Genomic DNA, 17843 nt, shown 5'->3' on the forward strand with positions numbered 1-17843 from the left:
GTGGGGACTTGTATTACCGGTTAATTCGCTTGTTGCAATTTAACTGGTTACAAAAACCTTTTTGTTAGTATCCCTTGGCGTTGAGATGTCTTCTAACAAAAGGGTTTTATTTCATTAGATGATCTTTCGCCAACACCCCATTTGTTTTTTTAATGTTGTTCAAGTGAAACATCACTATTTTCCAACACTAACACCTCATTTGTGTTAAACAAATTGGTTTGCGGTGAGTCATCCTCGACTCTACACTAGTATTGTGAGCCATTTTGAGAAATCTATACACACCTTTTTAAAAAAATGTCGAAAAACGTATGAGAGTTTCCTTTGGATTTTGTGTCTATAAGTGATAAAATTTTTAACAAGTGAGAAAAATAGGGGGAAAGCTTGTGGAACCTTTATTGCAAATTGAAAACCTTGTTGGAGGCTATACGCATAAAAATGTTCTCCATGGTGTTTCATTTGATGTAAATCAGAAAGAAATCGTAGGACTTATCGGACTAAATGGTGCTGGTAAAAGTACAACTATTAAACATATCATCGGATTAATGCAACCGAAAAAAGGCTCCATTTCCATTAATGGAAGGACTTTTAAAGATAACCCATCTGAGTATCGCAACAGGCTTGCTTACATTCCAGAGATGCCAATTCTTTATGATGAATTAACATTATATGAGCATCTACGCTTAACCGCAATGGCTTATAATATACCTGAGGATATTTTTGAGAAAAGGTTACAGGTCTTACTCAAAGAATTTCGGATGGAAAAGAAGTTGAAGTGGTTTCCTGTCCATTTTTCAAAGGGGATGCGTCAAAAAGTCATGATTATGTGTGCATTCTTAATTGAACCGCCTCTTTATATCGTGGACGAGCCCTTCGTTGGCTTAGACCCACTTGGAATACAATCTTACTTGCAGCTAATGGAAGATATGAAACAAAACGGGTCAGGAATTCTAATGTCAACGCATATATTAGCAACCGCTGAACGTTATTGTGACCGATTTATCATTTTACATGAGGGAGAGGTCAAAGCACTTGGTACGTTAGAGGATCTAAGAGAACAATTTGATATGCCTCGTGCTACGCTGGACGATTTATATGTTCAGTTAACGAAGGAAGATAGCCATGTTTAATTCACATGACTTTTTTATGAAACGTTTTAATGAACATTTAAAGGATATGAGTAGGTATTTGCGTTATATCTTCAATGGACATATTGCGTTTGCCATGCTGTTCTTTATTGCTGCGCTTGCTTATTATTACCAGCAATGGCTTACCGAGCTACATGAGGATTTTCCAACTGCATGGATAATGGGGGGCATTCTCGGTATTGTCGTAAGTTATAGTCCCGTCCGAACACTTCTCAAAGAACCAGATTTAGTTTTTTTGATTCCAGCGGAGCATAAAATGAGTGCTTATTTCCGGAATGCACTAATCTATAGCTTTGTGATCCAGCTTTATATTGTTGCGATCGTCACAGCAGCTTTTGGGCCATTATACATGGCATCTTTCCCTGAACGCGAGGGAAGTACATATTTGCTGACGATAGCTGTTGTTCTAGTGTTTAAACTATGGAATCTAATTGCTAACTGGTGGATGTTAAAAATACGTGAGAAAAATATCCGAGTAATTGACCATGTAGCAAGATTATTATTAAATATTGCTGTTTTCTTTTTCCTTATCAGTGGGGAACTTCTTCTTGTCAGTATTACTACCATCTTATTTGTGATTGTATTCTTATATGATTTAAGTCAATCGAGAAAGCAAGCAGGACTAGCATGGGAGCTACTATTGGAAAAAGACCTACATCGCTTGCAATCCTTTTATCGTTTTGCCAATATGTTTACCGATGTTCCGCATCTGAAAAATAGGATAAAATCGCGTCAGTGGTTAGTATCATTTGTGGATAGAAAAATACCTTTTGAGCGAAAAAACACGTATGATTATTTATATCGCATCACATTTATCCGTGGCGGCGATTATTTATCGATGTATGTTCGTTTGAGTATCATCGGAGGATTATTCATTTATTTCATCCCAACAATCTGGGTGAAAATAGCCTTTGCGATTCTTTTCTTGTATATGAGTACATTCCAAATGATGACCTTATATAATCATCATCGAACTATTATGTGGTTAGATTTATATCCAGTTGAAGAGGAAACTAGGCGAGAAGCATTACTAAAATGGATGGTTCAGCTAGCTCTGGTCCAAACAGTATTATATGCGGTAGTCTTCATACTAGCTCAAGTCTATCTAGGTTTTCTTATTACATTAGTCGGTGGGATACTTTTCACCTTTGCTTTTACGAATGGCTATGTAAAGCGGAAACTGGCATAAAAAAACATTCTTTGGATATTAATCCGAAGAATGTTTTTTCTTTTACTAGTAGTCTCCATTTCCGATGAATTTTCTCTTCTGAACCTAACTCGAACAAGCTCCAAGTAAAACACCAAAGAAAAGACCGAAAATCATTAATATGAGTACTGCTTTACCAAAATTTTTTAAATTCTCGTTATTAGATCCAAATGCAAGGATTAAGGTAACAATTAACCCAATAAATGGAATACTAATACCGATCAAGATCAAAATCCATTGCCCAATAGATACGACATCATCATCACCGTAAAAGGACTCAGACTGCTTGTAAGCATCAACATGTCTATTCTGGTACTCGTTGTCATAGTAATTCAAATTATCCCTCCTACGTTAAACTGAGTTATTTCCAATGAAGTGTAAGGTTTTCTTCTTGAAATATATTGAAAAAGTGTAAACGATAAGACGAGAGTAAGCCATTTTCTGCTAACTGAATGCTGTTACCATCTTGAAAATGGAACTCATACGTATCGAAACCTTCACTACGAGGAATATCATAATAGTTAATATGATCGATCTCATTCCACGCATAAAAATTTATTTCGCTCGTACTTTCTCGGATAGAAATTCCTTGATCTGATACGGCTATAAATGGCTTTGTACCAATAAGTAGGAAAAATGCCCCCACAATGATTAGTATTATTCCGATAAAGACAGGAAGTTTTCTTACATTAAATAAGTACATAATAAAGCAGGCTATACTTAGTAGTAAGCAACCGATGCCATAAAGCCAATAGCTGGTGCTCGGTGCAATTACAACCCAAGTTCCTGGTTCAAGATATAAGCTGTTTACGATAAAGGACGGAATTAGTAATAGTAATATTGGTGAGATAAATAATATGCCAATTCCTATCGCCATAAAGAAATGCCTTTTTTCATAATTAGGTACCATAAAACATCCCCCTAAGATTGTTTTATGTCTGTAATACGAAATATTCAAAAAAAGGTTTCAATGAAAAAGACCATCACCTGTTAAAGTGACAGTCTGATAAGTTTGTTCATTTATCTTGATAAGCGAAGAAGGCGCTGATTAGTGTTTTTGCAGCGATTGGCATTGCTTTTTCGTCAAAGTCAAAATGGGGGTGATGATGTGGGTAGTGATTTCCTTCTTTTTCTGCTCCGGTGAAGAAAAATGCGCCTGGTTTTTCTTGTAAATAATAGGCAAAATCTTCACCACCCATAACTGGGATGATTTCTTCCACTTTCTCAACATCTTGAAGCTTGCTACTCACGTCCATGACAAGTTCTGCTTCTGTAGCATGATTGATTACTGGTGGATAGCCCTTGATATAGTTAAAGGTATATGTGCACTCATAGGATGTGCACACGCCTTTTATAAGTTTTTCCATTTCTTCAATAACTTGTTCCTGGATATCTGTATTCAAGTAGCGAACTGTTCCTACCAATCTAGCTGAATCGGCAATAATATTAAATGCATTGCCGGCTTCAAAAATGCCGACTGTAAGGACAGCTGTTTCTAAAGGGTCTAGCCTTCTACTCACGATTTGTTGAAGTTGGGTAACTAGTTGTGAACCGATAACGATGGAATCTTTTGTTTCATGTGGGTAGGCACCGTGCCTGCCTTTACCTTGTATAGTTATTTCAAACCGATCCGCACCTGCCATCATAACATCCTTAGTAGTCTGTATCGTTCCAAGTGGAGTAGTTGCCCAAAGGTGAGTTCCAAATACTGCATCCACGTTTTCTAATACTCCTGCTTCAATCATTGGTTTTGCTCCACCTGGGGCATATTCCTCTGCATGTTGATGTAAGAATACAATAGTTCCAGGTAGTTCTTCTTGATAGTATTTCATCACTTTAGCCAGTATTAGGAGTGTTGCGGTATGTCCATCATGTCCACATGCATGCATTACCCCATCTACCTTTGATTTATATGGTACATCCTTGGCATCTTGTATAGGAAGGGCATCAAAGTCAGCACGCATTGCGATAGTCTTTCCAGGCTTGCTTCCTGTTAAGGTAGCAACTACACCATTCCCGCCAACACCTTTTTCGTATGGTATACCGATCTCTTCATAGAAATTGGCTATGTATTCTGCTGTTTTATACTCTTGAAAGGAAAGCTCTGGATATTGGTGTAAATAGCGGCGAGTATCGACCATTTCTGGATATAATGCCTCAATTGCATTAAGAATTTCTTGAAGCTGCATGTAATGTTCCCCCTCATTTATTTTCATCTATTATAGCATTATTTAATAAAGTGAAAAATTAATTTTAAATTAGTATTAGATAAGCTATGATTATAGTAATAAGAATATGAAATATCAGGAGGATTTAATAGATTGAAAAAGCGTCGTATAGTATTCACATCTTTTTCTGTACTTGTGCTAGTGATTATCGGGATTTGGATTATGAAAATTGTTCGTGGGGAAGTCCCTTATGTGGACCAGTGGACTAGAGCCCTTGTTGCTACATTCCCAGATACATATATTTATACATTTTTTCGAGGAGTTACGAATTTAGGCTCTGAAGGATTTATGTATCCTTTTACAGCTATAGTAGCTGTATTACTTATTATTCTATTTCGTGATTGGTTACCTGGAGTATTGTTTGGTTTAGGTATATATGTTACACATCAATTTAATAAGTTAATCAAATATCTAGTTGCAAGAGATCGACCAACTATATTAGAGGAAGCGAATGCAGTTGGGGAAAGTTTTCCTTCAGGACATGCGATGGTTCCCATTGTTTGTTATGGACTTATTGCGTATTTTCTAGCTAAGAAAATAAAATCTACTACAATCGTCTTGTTCGTTCAGATATTTTTTGCACTACTTGTATTTTTCATTGGAATTAGTAGATATGTAATCAATGTTCACTATTTAACTGATGTTGTCGCTGGTTTTGTATTTGGATTTATATGCTTTATTGCACTTGTCTATCTGTATGAGTGGTTACAGCGATTAAGAACTCGGTCTTAAGACGGAGATAAAAGCATTCTAGAGATGGTTTTCCCTGAAACTCATAAGACGTAATATAAAAGTAGAAGAAGAGTAGAAGGGAGCATTCCATATGGATGCAGTAGCGAAACAAGAAGTAATAAAGGTTCCAATTTTTCATAATCGAAATTTTGTTCTTTTATTAATAAGTGCTTTATTTTCATCACCTGGTTATTTTGTTTATTTAATAGGAGCCGAGTGGTTGATGTTAAGTATAACGGATAATCGTTTTTATTTCGGATTGTTGTTTTTTGTGGCGGCAATACCAAGACTTGTTTTGCTCATAGTGGGTGGAATTATTGCCGATCGAGTCAATAAACGTACCGTTCTATTTTGGTCCGATTTTTCCAGGGCTATGTTAATCGGTATATTAATTCTATTAATTGTATCGGATACCGTTGCAATATGGCATTTACTAGTTTTATCCGGTCTGTTTGGTATTTCAGATGCCTTTAGTTATCCTGCAATGAGCTCTCTTATTCCGACATTGTTAGAAGAAAATCAACTACAGCGAGGGAATTCATTCATTCAAATGACCAATCAAATAAGTCCGATTCTAGGGCCGGCACTCGGAGGCACATTAATCGCACTACTTGGGTTTGCAGGAGTATTCTCAGTAGCATTTATCATGTTGCTCTTATCTTCCATTGCCGTCATATTTATTCGTATTAAGTTACAGAAGCAGGAAGAAGTAGAAAAACATACTCCACTTGCTGATTTAAAGGAAGGGTTCCAGTACGCACGTAAAAATGAACTTGTCATTTCTGTGGTGATTATGGCATTTTTCTTAAACTTCTTTTTCTCTGGTCCAATCGCCATTGGGATGCCAGTCATTGTTAAAGATGTTTTTGATGGAAGTGCTGTGGGTCTTGCAACAATCCAAACCTCCATGGGAATTGGTGCACTAGCAGGAGCAATATTACTCGCTAGCTGGAAGCTAAAGAGTCCGGGGAAAGCTGTCATTATCAGCTTAATCGGTTTGGGAATCGTGTTTGCCTCGACTGGACTATCTACTAGTATTTGGATGATGGCTAGTTTAGTAGGAATTATGGCTATACTCACACAAATTATTAATATTCCACTCATTACAATGCTACAGCAAACAACAGATAAGAAAATGTTAGGACGAATGATGAGTATGTTTATGACCGTATCAACTGGACTTACACCGGTATCTTTTATCGCAACTTCTTCACTTATTGCAGTAGGTGTAAATATACAATGGATAATCGCTGTTAGTGGATTAATCGTCACCCTTATTGCAGTCTATAATTTGCGGAACAAAAAATTACTAGGATTCAAATTATCATAAGGGAGAGATCAATATGAAGGTAGGATTTTTTAGATATCTAATTGCAGCAGTATTAATCGCTTTCGGTGTAGTGCTCGTGTTAGAAAATATAGGTGTCATGGAATTTAATATTAAAAATGCTTGGAGTTATATATATCCGTCATTATTTGTACTATTTGGTTTGAAGTGGATTATTGAACGGATGAGACATCGAGGTGGAAGCTGGATTTGGGGATCATTTTTCCTTATCTTTGGTTCGTTACTTCTTATGGACCGTTTTGATGTTATTGCTTTCGCTTTTAATGATGTATTCAAACTATGGCCTCTATTAATTGTTTATTTTGGGTTTATGTTTATCGGAAAGTCAGGAAAGCCGAAAGTCATTATTCATAATGGTGGTTCCAAAGTGGAAAAGGATGAGAACAGCTCTTTTTTTACCGTAGGGAATCATGAATTTAACCAACCTAATTGGAAGGTTGAGCCGACCACGGTTAAAACATTAGCAGGAGATTTCTACTACGATTTTTCTAAAGCATATATTCCTGAGAAGGAAATCCCAATAAGTATTAGTTCCCTTGCTGGAGATGTTCATATTTTAGTTCCGGAAAATCTTGAATTTCAAATAAATGCCTCTGTAAAAGCGGGGGATATTGATATTGTTGGTCAGTCCGTTGATGGAATTAATCGCTCCTTGAGTTACGTAACACCCAACTATGACACTGCAAAACGAAGAATAAATTTCACATTGAAATTAAAAGCAGGTTCTATTCGAGTGGATTATGTATAAAAGGGAGGGATTAATAGATGAAGAAGCGTTTTTCAAGTATTCGCTATAGCTATATCATCTCGCATTTTAATGGTCTATTTCTATCCTTTATAACCATCTTAGCTATTTTATTATCGATCTATGTTTGGTTTAGTCCAGAATGGCTTAATTCGACTAGTATTTTTCTCTTTATTGGCTTATATGCGGCAGTTTCATTTATTGTTTCTGTCTATGTAGGATTCCGGTCCAGTGGGGATTTGAAACAACGTATGGATTATTTATCCGTATTAATTACCCAGTTCGCAAATGGAAACTATCAGTCTAAAATATATTTTAACGAAGGTGACGAGCTTACTAGAATAGGTAATGAATTGAACGAACTTGGTGAAAAATTACAGAATCAAGTGAGATCCTTGCAGCGACTTGCTGATGAAAAGGCAGAATTAGCAAAGTCAGCACATAAATCGGCTGTCATTGAAGAAAGACAACGTATTGCTAGAGACCTACATGATGCGGTAAGTCAACAGCTCTTTGCCTTAACGATGATGTCGGAAGCATCCATTAAACAAGTTGAGCATAATCCAGATGCCGCAAAAAAACAAATGGTGGAAGTTGCTAATGCTGCGCATCAAGCACAATCAGAAATGCGTGCGTTACTACTTCATTTGCGACCGGTTCATTTATCTGGTGACCCTCTTCCAAAAGGGATACAGAAGCTCGTGGAAGAGTTAAAACAGAAGTCACAAATAGATTTTCAATTAGAAGTGGATGAAACATTGAAACTGTCGGAAGCGGCGGAAGAGCATGTATTTCGGATTATTCAAGAGTCACTATCCAATATTTTGCGCCATGCCAATGCAACAGAGGTAAGTATAGAAATAGTCAAACGTGGGGCAGAACTCTTCATGCATATTGCAGATAATGGTAAAGGGTTTGATTTGTCCAATGATAGTGAGAAAAAGACATCCTATGGGTTAAAAACGATGAAAGAACGCAGTGAAGAATTAGGAGGAACATTTACCATTCGGTCGAATATGGATGAAGGTACATATATCGATATTCGTATACCATGTTAATAAAGTAGTAGAAAATGTATCGGGGGGATTTGAGATGATTCGAGTTGTAGTGGTTGATGATCATGAGATTGTTCGGAAAGGCATTATTGCTTATTTAAATACTGACCCTGAAATCGATGTAGTAGGGCAAGCTTCAAGTGGAAATGATGGCGCTAAGTTAATTCTTCAAGAGAAACCAGATGTTGTTCTAATGGATTTAATGATGGATAATGGTACGGGAATTGATGCTACTAAATTAGTCATGCAAGAGTATCCAACGTGTAAGATTATTATTCTCACAAGCTATTACGATGATCAGCAAGTTTTCCCAGCGTTAGAGGCAGGTGCATTTAGTTATATCCTGAAGACCTCTACTGCAGATGAAATTGTATCTGCTATAAAAAAAGCATCCTCCGGAGAAAATGTTATCGAGCCAAAAGTTGCTAGTAAGATGATGACAAGTTTTAGAGGGGCTTCTCGAAAAGCACATGATGAACTAACTGAAAGAGAGATGGAGGTTCTATTATGTATCGGAAATGGAATGACCAATCAAGAGATTAGCGATAAGTTATATATAGGAGTAAAAACGGTGAAAACACATGTAAGTAATATTTTAGCCAAATTAGATGTTCATGATCGTACACAGGCAGCTGTCTACGTTCATAAAAATAATCTACTAAAATCTTGAGGGTGAAGCCCTCTTTTTTGTTTTTTAGAAAAATTCCTAGTATAATACTAGGGAAATTAAATAAAAATGGGGAGAACCTAAATGGACCATTCGAAGAAAAGCGAGAATCTTCTGCTAGGTATCTGGGGAGTGTCGGTAATTGCTACGTTGGGTAGTTTGTTTTTCTCAGAAGTAGTAGGCTATGAACCATGTGAGTTATGTTGGTACCAACGGATTCTGATGTACCCGCTAGTTATTATTTATGGAACTGCAATTTTTAAGAAAGACATAACGATTGCTTTACCTGGTTTAATTTTAAGTGGTATAGGTATGCTTGTTTCTACATATCATTATTTTGTACAGAAACTGCCGGCTTTACGTGAGGCAGGTGGAGCTTGTGGTTTAGTTCCATGTAATTTTGAATATGTGAATTACTTTGGATTTATCACCATTCCATTTATGGCTGGTACAGCATTTATATTAATCTTTGTCACACATCTAATTCTTTTAAAACAAGCTAGGGGGAAATAAATGATGCAAAAGAAAATGTTAATTATTGTAGGAGTTATAGTCGTATTATTCCTAGCACTATACTTCGTCATTGACTATAAAAATACTCAAGCCTTAGATGAAAATAATCCATATGGAAAAAGTGACCTTCACCAGGCAACCATTGATCAGCTGAACAACCCTGATTATGGCAATCAGATTTTACCAGATGATTTGAAAGAGAAAGTCAATAATGGAGAGGCTGTAACAGTCTATTACTATAGCCCAATCTGTTCGTTCTGTAAGGCTACTACACCATATCTTGTGGATTTAGCAGAAGAGATGAACGTTGATGTAAAAAAACTTAATTTGTTAGAATTTGCTCCTGAAGTAACACAATATGGTATCAAATCTACACCTACTCTCGTTCATTATGAGGATGGTAAAGAGGTAATTCGACTAGAAGGTCAAAAAGAAGAAGCAATCTATGCAGAGTTTTTTGAGGAATATGTGTTAAATTAATAATAGAAAGTAGAAATCCCCTACTCAGTAGCAAATACTACGAAGACTGGGGATTTTTTTGTTATTTTCCTTCGTTTTTTTCAATCATTTGATAAGTATTTATATAAGGCCTATCAGCAAAATATGCAGGAGGTTTTGTTTCGGTATGCGCTTTTTTAAAGCCGTCTGATTCCTTCCATCGCTCATAGCTCTCGGCTGAATCCCATTGGGTAAATACGACATACGTATTTCCTTTTAGTGGTTTTAATAGACGAAATGCTTGAAATCCTTTTTGATTGTCTACTTCCTTTTGCCTTTTCTTAAAGTTATCTTCGAATATCGGTTGACCTTCATCGATTACCGGGATATTATTCATCACCACATACCCAGTTTCCTGAATGTCACCAGATTGAACTAATATCTCAAAGTCTCGACCAGATTGGAAAATTTTTAGTTTAGTCCCTTCATAATAAGCAACATCATTGGATGAACCACTCATAAAGTGAAGATTAATTGCAGGGTACTTCTTGGCTAGCTTAGCTAAAAAATCATATGTACCATTTGTCATGTATGCGTTCATGTCGTAGCTCCTCTCACTAATTAATAATTATTCTTAAAAAGAAATTCCTATTATTTTTATTTTTAGTGATTTCATCATATAATAGGGATTGTTGACAATACTTTTATTCTTGTTCTTATATTTATTTTACCGTATAGTCATGTGAATTATAACTAATCTGCTAGGTGATTTATCCTAGGTTATTTACTAGAGAGCAAAATGACATGATTCGACAAGATATTTCCCAGGTAATATTTCGTATTTCTTATGTTGAAAAATGGAATAGTAGTTATCTCTAAATTAGACAAATTAATGACAATAACGGTATCTTTCTATACATGCTGGGGCGAAATAGGTATATTAGAGATGGACATGATAAATAGTCATAATTAATTACATAAATAGGTATGGATTAATCAAAAAGGGTGAGAAAATGAAAATCAATGATACGATTATTCGCGCGTATAAAGGCGAAACTACAGACTATACTCCTGCATGGTTTATGAGGCAAGCAGGAAGATCACAACCAGAATATAGAAAACTAAAAGAAAAGTATTCTCTATTCGAAATTACTCATCAACCAGAAGTTTGTGCGTATGTTACTAAACTACCTGTTGATCAATACAATGTGGATGCTGCAATTCTTTATAAAGACATTATGTCACCACTTCCCGCTATTGGTGTTGATGTAGAAATCAAATCTGGAATTGGCCCAGTTATTGCTAATCCGATTAAAACTATCGAGGATGTAGAAAGATTAGGGACAATTAATCCGGAAAAAGATGTTCCATATGTCTTAGAAACAATTAGACTTTTAACGGAAGAACAATTAACTGTGCCGTTAATTGGATTTGGAGGAGCACCTTTTACTTTAGCAAGTTATTTAATTGAAGGTGGACCATCCAAGAACTATGGTAAAACGAAAGCATTTATGTATGCACATTCAGATGCTTGGTTTGCGTTAATGGATAAATTAGCGGACATGACTATTACCTATATAAAATCACAAATTAAAGCAGGCGTTAAAGCCATTCAAATTTTTGATTCATGGGTAGGGGCATTAAATGCTCGTGATTATCGAACATATATTAAGCCAGTTATGAATCGTATTTTTAGTGAACTAAAAACGGAAGATGTTCCTCTAATCATGTTTGGTGTGGGAGCGAGTCATTTACTATTAGAGTGGAATGATTTACCTGTCGATGTCATTGGTTTAGATTGGAGAACATCTATACAAGAAGCAAGGGAATTAGGTGTTACTAAAGTACTACAAGGAAATTTAGATCCTGCCATCTTACTTTCTGATTGGTCTACAATCGAACAACGGACTAAAGAGATTCTTGATCAATCAATGAAAGATGGTCACCATGTATTTAACTTAGGTCATGGTGTTACTCCAAATATTAATCCGGAGACATTAATGAAGTTAACTGAACTAATTCATAGTTATTCTAAGCGCTAAATCTTGCAGATAGGAAAGTATATTAGTCTTTCCCAGCTGCATAAGAAAAACTAACATATACTCAAAGAGCGTGAGAATGCCAGTTTTTCTAAATCTTATCACAAGAGGTGTTACAAAAATGGAAAGAAAACAAATGGGATTACTAGTAATGGCATATGGAACTCCATACAAGGAAGAAGATATTGAGCCGTATTATACACATATCCGTCATGGTAGAAAACCATCTGATGAACAATTGCAAGATTTAAAAGATCGCTACAAGGCAATTGGAGGTACTTCACCGTTAGCACGTATTACAGAAGAACAAGCAAATGCTATCGGAGCAAAACTAAATGAAATACAAGATGAGATTGAGTATAAAGTATATATTGGGCTGAAACATATTACACCATTTATTGAAGATGCAGTAGCTGAAATGGCTAAGGACGGAATTAAAGAAGCTGTTTCACTAGTGCTAGCGCCTCACTATTCTACATTCAGTGTAAAGTCATATAATACACGTGCTGTTGAAGAAGCAGAAAAATTTGGTATTGAAGTAAAATCTGTAGAGAGCTGGTACAATGCTCCTGGATTTATTCAATATTGGTCAGAACATATAAATGCTGAGTACGCAAAAATGACTGATAAAGAACGTGAAAAGGCAGTGCTAATCGTTTCTGCCCATAGCTTACCAGAGAAAATTTTACAAAATGGAGACCCATATCCAGATCAATTAGCTGAAACTGCAAAATTGATTGCAGATAAAGCTGGTATTAAAGACTATGAACTTGGCTGGCAAAGTGAAGGAAATACGCCTGACCCTTGGTTAGGACCTGATGTTCAAGATTTAACTAGAGATCTTTATAAAGAAAACGGCTATCGTGCATTTGTTTATGCACCAGTAGGTTTTATCGCAGACCATCTTGAAGTTCTTTATGACAATGATTATGAGTGTAAAGTAGTATGTGATGAATTAGGTGTGAGCTACTATCGTCCACCAATGCCGAATACACATCCTCTATTCATTGAAACATTAGCTGGTGTAGTACAAGAACGAGTAAAGCGTGATTCGTAATGGATAGACAAACTATCGCAATAATAGGCGGCGGGATAACTGGGTTATCCGCTGCCTATTATTTACAAAAAGAAATAAAAACTAATAACCTACCATATGAAGTAAAGTTAATAGAAGCAAGTGATCGTCTAGGTGGTAAGATACAAACTCTCAAGAAAGACGGATTTACGATTGAACGTGGCCCTGATTCATTTTTATCTAGAAAAAAGCCTGCTGTAAAACTGGCTGAAGAAGTAGGATTAGGGGATAAGCTTATTCGTAACGGTACAGGGCAATCTTATATTCTCGTTAATAACAAATTACACAAAATGCCAACTGGTGCTTTTATGGGTATTCCTACTCAAGTACGCCCATTTCTGTTTTCCGGGATCTTTTCTATGAAAGGAAAATTGAGAGCAGGGTTGGATTTTGTAATCCCAAAAGGAAAGTCTACTAGTGATCAATCTCTTGGTGCTTTCTTTAGACGTCGATTTGGTGATGAGCTAGTAGAAAACTTAATAGAACCATTGTTATCTGGAATTTATGCAGGTGATATTGATGACATGAGCTTAATGGCAACTTTTCCTAACTTTTATAAGTTGGAACAAGAACACCGCAGTTTGGTAAAAGGGTTACAAAAATCAATGCCTAAGCCTCAAAAGTCAACTGGTAAAAAACCTGGTATGTTCTTCTCATTTGCTGATGGATTAGAAACTCTTGTTGATAAAGTTATAGAAAAACTTGAAGAAGGTACAGTAAAATTAGGTACTGCTGTCGATCATATAGAGAAAAAAGAACAAGGATATCATTTGCTATTAAGTAATGGAGAAGTATGTAAAGCGGATGCAGTTATTATGGCTGCACCTCACCATGCTTTGCCTAAGATGTTTAGTCAATATGATTTCTTTAAAAAGTTTACTGAGATGCCGGCCACATCCGTAGCAAACGTAGCGTTAGCATTTGATGAGTCAGCAATTAAGCAGGACATCGATGGAACTGGTTTTGTTGTATCTCGAAATAGCGACTTCCGAATAACTGCTTGCACTTGGACACATAAGAAGTGGCCTTCGACGACCCCTAAAGGCAAAGCATTGGTACGTTGCTATGTAGGAAGACCAAATGACCAATCTGTAGTCGATTTATCGGACGAAGAAATAATAGATATTGTATTGAAAGACTTAAATAAAACGATGAATATTACAGCGAAGCCAGAGTTTAGTGTAGTAACTCGTTGGAAAAATGCGATGCCACAGTATAATGTTGGTCACAAAGAGCGAATTGATACTATTCGTTATGAAGCAAAAGAGCAATTGCCAGGTGTGTTTTTAACTGGAAGCTCGTACGAAGGTATTGGCGTTCCAGACTGTATTGAACAAGGTGAGCAAGCTGTTCGTGATGTATTAGAATTTTTACAAGTTTGAGATGGAGACTAGTTTCAGTTGATGCTGGAGCTGGTCTTTTTTAATTGGGCAAAAGAAGTGGGATTATCAGTCATAAGGGAGGATAGCTACACTTTGTGTTGAACAAAAAAGGGAGGAATCCAATTGAATTGGATTCCTCTCCACATAATCAATTATTCATAGCTTTTTTCTAATTCATCTACTAATGAACCAACAAAAGCAACAGCTTCTTTAATTGCATCGGATTTAGACATATCCACACCAGCTTGTTTAATAAGATCTAGTGGTTTTAACGTCCCACCTGCTTTAAGTACTTCTAACCAGTTATCAGCTGCAGGTTTTCCTTCTTCTTGAATACGTTTAGCTACTGCAGTAGATACGGTTAATCCTGCAGAATACGTATATGGATATAATCCCATATAGTAGTGCGGCTGGCGCATCCAAGTTAACCCTGCACCTTCATCGAATGAAACCGCATCTCCCCAGAAGTTTTCAAGTGCTTCTTGTTTTTGTTGTGTTAACACACTAGCAGTTAATGGTGTACCAGCTTCTGCTAACGCATAAACGCGACGTTGGTATTCGCCTTCTAATAGGTGTGTTACAAAGTTATGGTAATACGTTCCCAATAATTGTGTAATAACCCAGCGTTTCATGCGTTTATCATCTGTTGAGTTCATGAGATGATTTGCTAATAATAACTCATTGATTGTAGAAGGTGCTTCTACAAAGTATGTGGAAGGTCTTGTATTGAATAAGGACTGGTATTTTCCTGCTAGATAGAAGTGTCCGGCATGTCCTAATTCATGTGCCAATACAAATGCTCCACGCATCGTATCTGTCCAAGTAATCAAAATGTATGGATGAACACCGTAAGGACTGGAACAGAATGCACCAGTTGCTTTTCCAACATTATCGGCTAAATCTACCCAACGGTCGTTTAAGCCTTTTTCCATAATCTCTGTGTATTCCGGCCCCATGATTTTTAATGATTCAAGAATAACAGTTTTTGCTTCTTCGTATGTCGTTTTTGGATTGAATTCTGGATCAAGTGGTGCTTTTAAATCACAATAACGCATTTCATCTAAACCTAGTTTTTCTTTTTTAAGTTTTGCATATCTGCGCATATGTGGTGCTAGCTCTTCTTGAATTACGTTTAATTGATTTTCATACATCTCTTTCGTTACTTGTTGAGAAGATAGAAGCATATCAGTTACAGAATCATAGTTACGTAGACGAGACAACGTTACCTCTTTTGTAACCTCAGTCGCATAAGTCGCAGCAAATGTATTTTTATATTGGTTCAAAGTCTTCGTGAAAGAATCATAAGCATCACGACGTAGTTTTGTGCTTGTTTCTAATTCATAGCGATCCTCATATAATGCTGCAGACATTGGTAACTCGTTACCCTCTTCATCTTGGATAGAATCGAATACCATGTCACTCGCCTTACTACGTGAGTAGATCATATAAGGTGCACCATGTACTTCACCTAGTGCAGCTAAAGTTTCTTCAATTTCTGGTGCTAATGTATGCTGTTTATCTTCTAGGATATCATTTAGCATTTTTTTGTAAGGAGCTAAGCCTTCTTCTTCAGATAAGAATTGCTCAATTTTCCCTTCTGGAAGCCCTAGTAATTCAGATTGTACGAAGGAAAGCTTCGCACTAATGGCAGCACCGGCAGACCCTACTCTAGCAGAATCTCGTTGGTTTTCTGGATCACTTCCATCCGCACTAGATTTTAAGCTAGCATATGTAAAAACTCGCACTAAACGTTCACGATAGTTTTCTAGTGTTGTAAGACAGCTTAGTAATGTTTGTGCATCATTTCCTAGCTTTCCTTTATACTGGGTAACTTCTGTGATGTCAGCTTGTACAGCTTGCAATTCTTTTTCCCAATCTTCAAATGTTGGAAATAGGTCGGTTAAGTCCCATTTCTGCTCCTCAGGTACCTCAGAACGCTGTAGTCTTTTTGTTTTCGTTGTTGTCATATCGATTTCCCCTTCCTGAAATTTATTTCGGTAGTCTAAGTATTATAATATAAAATTGGGCAGATGGATACAATTTTTCTATAATTTATAAAATTTTTATTAAGAGAATTTAGGTGTAAGCGCCCTATCATCATTTTGTGCAGGTCCATTGGCAAAATGAGGAATAGAAGGTCTTCTAATCAAAAGATAAGTGGGAATTGTTGTAACAAAAAAACACAGCTATTAAATAGCTGTGCGAAAGTTGTTTCCTTTAAATGATAAGCTTACAATTGGAGGGGATACTTTTACTTATCGTGCTGGGTGATCGCATTCCTCACAAATGTTGATATAACAATCTGCCTGTTCATTGATGTCTAGACCACATTTTTGGCACTTTCTCTTTGGTAGATTTCGGAAAAACTCAAGCACACTTTTCAATGGGGGTTCCTCCTTTTACGTTATTGTATACATTGTATTATAACAGTATGCAAATGGTCAACACTGTGTTACAACAAAATTTCAAATAAGAGGTGATAAAAAAATGAAGTTAACAGTAATTGGGTATTGGGGAGGTTTTCCTGCTCCTGAAAGTGCAACTTCGGCTTATTTATTAGAAAAGGATGGTTTCACTTTATTAATCGATGTAGGAAGTGGATCATTGTCGAGGTTACAAAAGTATAAGAATTTCTTAGATATAGATGCAGTGGTTCTGTCTCACTATCATCATGATCATGTCGCTGATATTGGTGTGTTACAATACGCCTGGTTGGTGCAATCGTATGTCACTGGGCATAAGGATATTTTGCCGATTTATGGACATACAGAAGACCGAGGAGGGTTTGAGAAGTTAACTCATGAGTTTACGGAGGGGATTGCATATGATCCGAACGAAACGCTAGTAATTGGTCCATTCTCGATTACCTTTTTAAAGACAAAACATCCAGTTCCTTGCTATGGAATGAGAATCACGGATAGCGAAAATACACTTGTTTATACTGCGGATACTAGTTATCAAGATGAATGGATTACCTTTAGTAAAGATGCTGATGTGATAATAACGGATTGTAATTTTTATGCCGAACAAGATGGATCTCAAGCAGGTCATATGACTAGTATAGAAGGTGCACGTATAGCAAAAGAAGCAAAGGCCAAAGAATTAATACTCAGTCACTTGCCGCAGTATGGTGACCAACAAGACTTGGTCACGGAAGCAAGCTCGATTTTCGATGGTAAGATTTATCTTGCAACAGAGGGTCTTACTTGGGAGAAGGGGGAAAATTCATAGTTTTTCCGCTTGCAAAGATAAGAGTAAAACGATTTTCT

19 protein-coding genes are annotated in these 17843 nt (G+C 36.5%); 13 read left to right on the forward strand and 6 right to left on the reverse strand.

Annotated elements, in window-relative coordinates:
• Positions 1-383: 383 nt before the first annotated feature.
• Entirely contained in the window at positions 384-1127 is a 744-nt protein-coding gene (locus TE34_RS17710) for an ABC transporter ATP-binding protein (protein ID WP_047986154.1), read from the forward strand.
• Complete coding sequence (locus tag TE34_RS17715; protein ID WP_047986155.1) at positions 1120-2334, forward strand: ABC transporter permease; 1215 nt, start codon at positions 1120-1122, stop codon at positions 2332-2334. The genes TE34_RS17710 and TE34_RS17715 overlap by 8 nt, the downstream gene beginning before the upstream one ends.
• An 84-nt stretch (positions 2335-2418) precedes the next feature.
• Here the strand turns inward: TE34_RS17715 and TE34_RS17720 are convergent, their stop codons facing one another.
• From TE34_RS17720 to TE34_RS17730, 3 genes are all read right to left on the reverse strand, one after another.
• Positions 2419-2688 carry a hypothetical protein gene (locus TE34_RS17720; protein WP_047986156.1) on the reverse strand — a complete coding sequence of 90 codons (270 nt, stop codon included), beginning with the start codon at positions 2686-2688 and terminating at the stop codon, positions 2419-2421.
• Positions 2689-2713: 25 nt separating this feature from the next.
• Positions 2714-3262, reverse strand: a complete 549-nt coding sequence (locus TE34_RS17725; RefSeq protein WP_047986157.1) for a hypothetical protein — start codon at positions 3260-3262, stop codon at positions 2714-2716.
• A 106-nt stretch (positions 3263-3368) separates the two neighbouring features.
• Positions 3369-4541: a M20 metallopeptidase family protein gene (locus TE34_RS17730; RefSeq protein ID WP_047986158.1), complete on the reverse strand. Its 1173-nt coding sequence runs from the start codon at positions 4539-4541 to the stop codon at positions 3369-3371.
• 132 nt (positions 4542-4673) lie between these two features.
• Here TE34_RS17730 and TE34_RS17735 point away from each other — a divergent pair, with 132 nt between their 5' ends.
• The 7 genes from TE34_RS17735 to TE34_RS17765 all read left to right on the forward strand — a co-directional run bounded on the left by TE34_RS17735 (position 4674) and on the right by TE34_RS17765 (position 10120).
• Complete coding sequence (locus tag TE34_RS17735) at positions 4674-5312, forward strand: phosphatase PAP2 family protein (protein WP_047986159.1); 639 nt, start codon at positions 4674-4676, stop codon at positions 5310-5312.
• A 91-nt stretch (positions 5313-5403) separates the two neighbouring features.
• On the forward strand, positions 5404-6642 hold the full coding sequence (locus TE34_RS17740) for an MFS transporter (RefSeq protein WP_047986160.1): 1239 nt from the start codon (positions 5404-5406) through the stop codon (positions 6640-6642).
• Between the two features lie 13 nt (positions 6643-6655).
• A complete protein-coding gene (gene liaF, locus TE34_RS17745; protein ID WP_047986161.1) occupies positions 6656-7408 on the forward strand; it encodes a cell wall-active antibiotics response protein LiaF in 753 nt (250 codons plus the stop codon).
• A 17-nt stretch (positions 7409-7425) separates the two neighbouring features.
• On the forward strand, positions 7426-8463 hold the full coding sequence (locus TE34_RS17750) for a sensor histidine kinase (protein ID WP_047986162.1): 1038 nt from the start codon (positions 7426-7428) through the stop codon (positions 8461-8463).
• A gap of 34 nt (positions 8464-8497) precedes the next feature.
• Positions 8498-9130 (forward strand): response regulator, encoded by a 633-nt coding sequence (locus TE34_RS17755; RefSeq protein WP_047986225.1) that lies wholly within the window; start codon positions 8498-8500, stop codon positions 9128-9130.
• An 81-nt stretch (positions 9131-9211) separates the two neighbouring features.
• The gene (locus TE34_RS17760) at positions 9212-9640 is read left to right on the forward strand and encodes a disulfide oxidoreductase (RefSeq protein WP_047986163.1); all 429 of its coding nucleotides are present in this window, start codon (positions 9212-9214) and stop codon (positions 9638-9640) included.
• Between the two features lie 3 nt (positions 9641-9643).
• Positions 9644-10120 (forward strand): thioredoxin family protein, encoded by a 477-nt coding sequence (locus TE34_RS17765; RefSeq protein ID WP_047986226.1) that lies wholly within the window; start codon positions 9644-9646, stop codon positions 10118-10120.
• A 61-nt stretch (positions 10121-10181) separates the two neighbouring features.
• On the opposite strand, the gene TE34_RS17770 is transcribed toward TE34_RS17765, so the two are convergent.
• The gene (locus tag TE34_RS17770; RefSeq protein WP_047986164.1) at positions 10182-10679 is read right to left on the reverse strand and encodes an antibiotic biosynthesis monooxygenase family protein; all 498 of its coding nucleotides are present in this window, start codon (positions 10677-10679) and stop codon (positions 10182-10184) included.
• A 412-nt stretch (positions 10680-11091) separates the two neighbouring features.
• Here TE34_RS17770 and hemE point away from each other — a divergent pair, with 412 nt between their 5' ends.
• From hemE to hemY, 3 genes are all read left to right on the forward strand, one after another.
• Entirely contained in the window at positions 11092-12120 is a 1029-nt protein-coding gene (gene hemE, locus TE34_RS17775) for a uroporphyrinogen decarboxylase (protein ID WP_047986165.1), read from the forward strand.
• A 118-nt stretch (positions 12121-12238) separates the two neighbouring features.
• Complete coding sequence (gene hemH / locus TE34_RS17780) at positions 12239-13174, forward strand: ferrochelatase (RefSeq protein WP_047986166.1); 936 nt, start codon at positions 12239-12241, stop codon at positions 13172-13174.
• On the forward strand, positions 13174-14574 hold the full coding sequence (gene hemY / locus TE34_RS17785) for a protoporphyrinogen oxidase (RefSeq protein ID WP_047986167.1): 1401 nt from the start codon (positions 13174-13176) through the stop codon (positions 14572-14574). The genes hemH and hemY overlap by 1 nt, the downstream gene beginning before the upstream one ends.
• Positions 14575-14726: 152 nt before the next feature.
• On the opposite strand, the gene pepF is transcribed toward hemY, so the two are convergent.
• Together pepF and yhfH are read right to left on the reverse strand one after the other, a co-directional pair.
• Positions 14727-16541, reverse strand: a complete 1815-nt coding sequence (gene pepF, locus TE34_RS17790) for an oligoendopeptidase F (protein WP_047986168.1) — start codon at positions 16539-16541, stop codon at positions 14727-14729.
• Between the two features lie 288 nt (positions 16542-16829).
• Positions 16830-16949, reverse strand: a complete 120-nt coding sequence (gene yhfH / locus TE34_RS20465) for a protein YhfH (protein WP_407944378.1) — start codon at positions 16947-16949, stop codon at positions 16830-16832.
• A gap of 112 nt (positions 16950-17061) precedes the next feature.
• Between yhfH and TE34_RS17795 the strand changes: the two genes are divergently transcribed.
• Positions 17062-17805, forward strand: coding sequence for an MBL fold metallo-hydrolase (locus TE34_RS17795; RefSeq protein ID WP_047986169.1), 744 nt, complete (start codon positions 17062-17064; stop codon positions 17803-17805).
• The last annotated feature ends 38 nt before the right edge of the window (positions 17806-17843 follow it).

It is taken from the genome of Ornithinibacillus californiensis (genome assembly GCF_001038485.1).
Classification (GTDB): domain Bacteria; phylum Bacillota; class Bacilli; order Bacillales; family Amphibacillaceae; genus Ornithinibacillus; species Ornithinibacillus californiensis.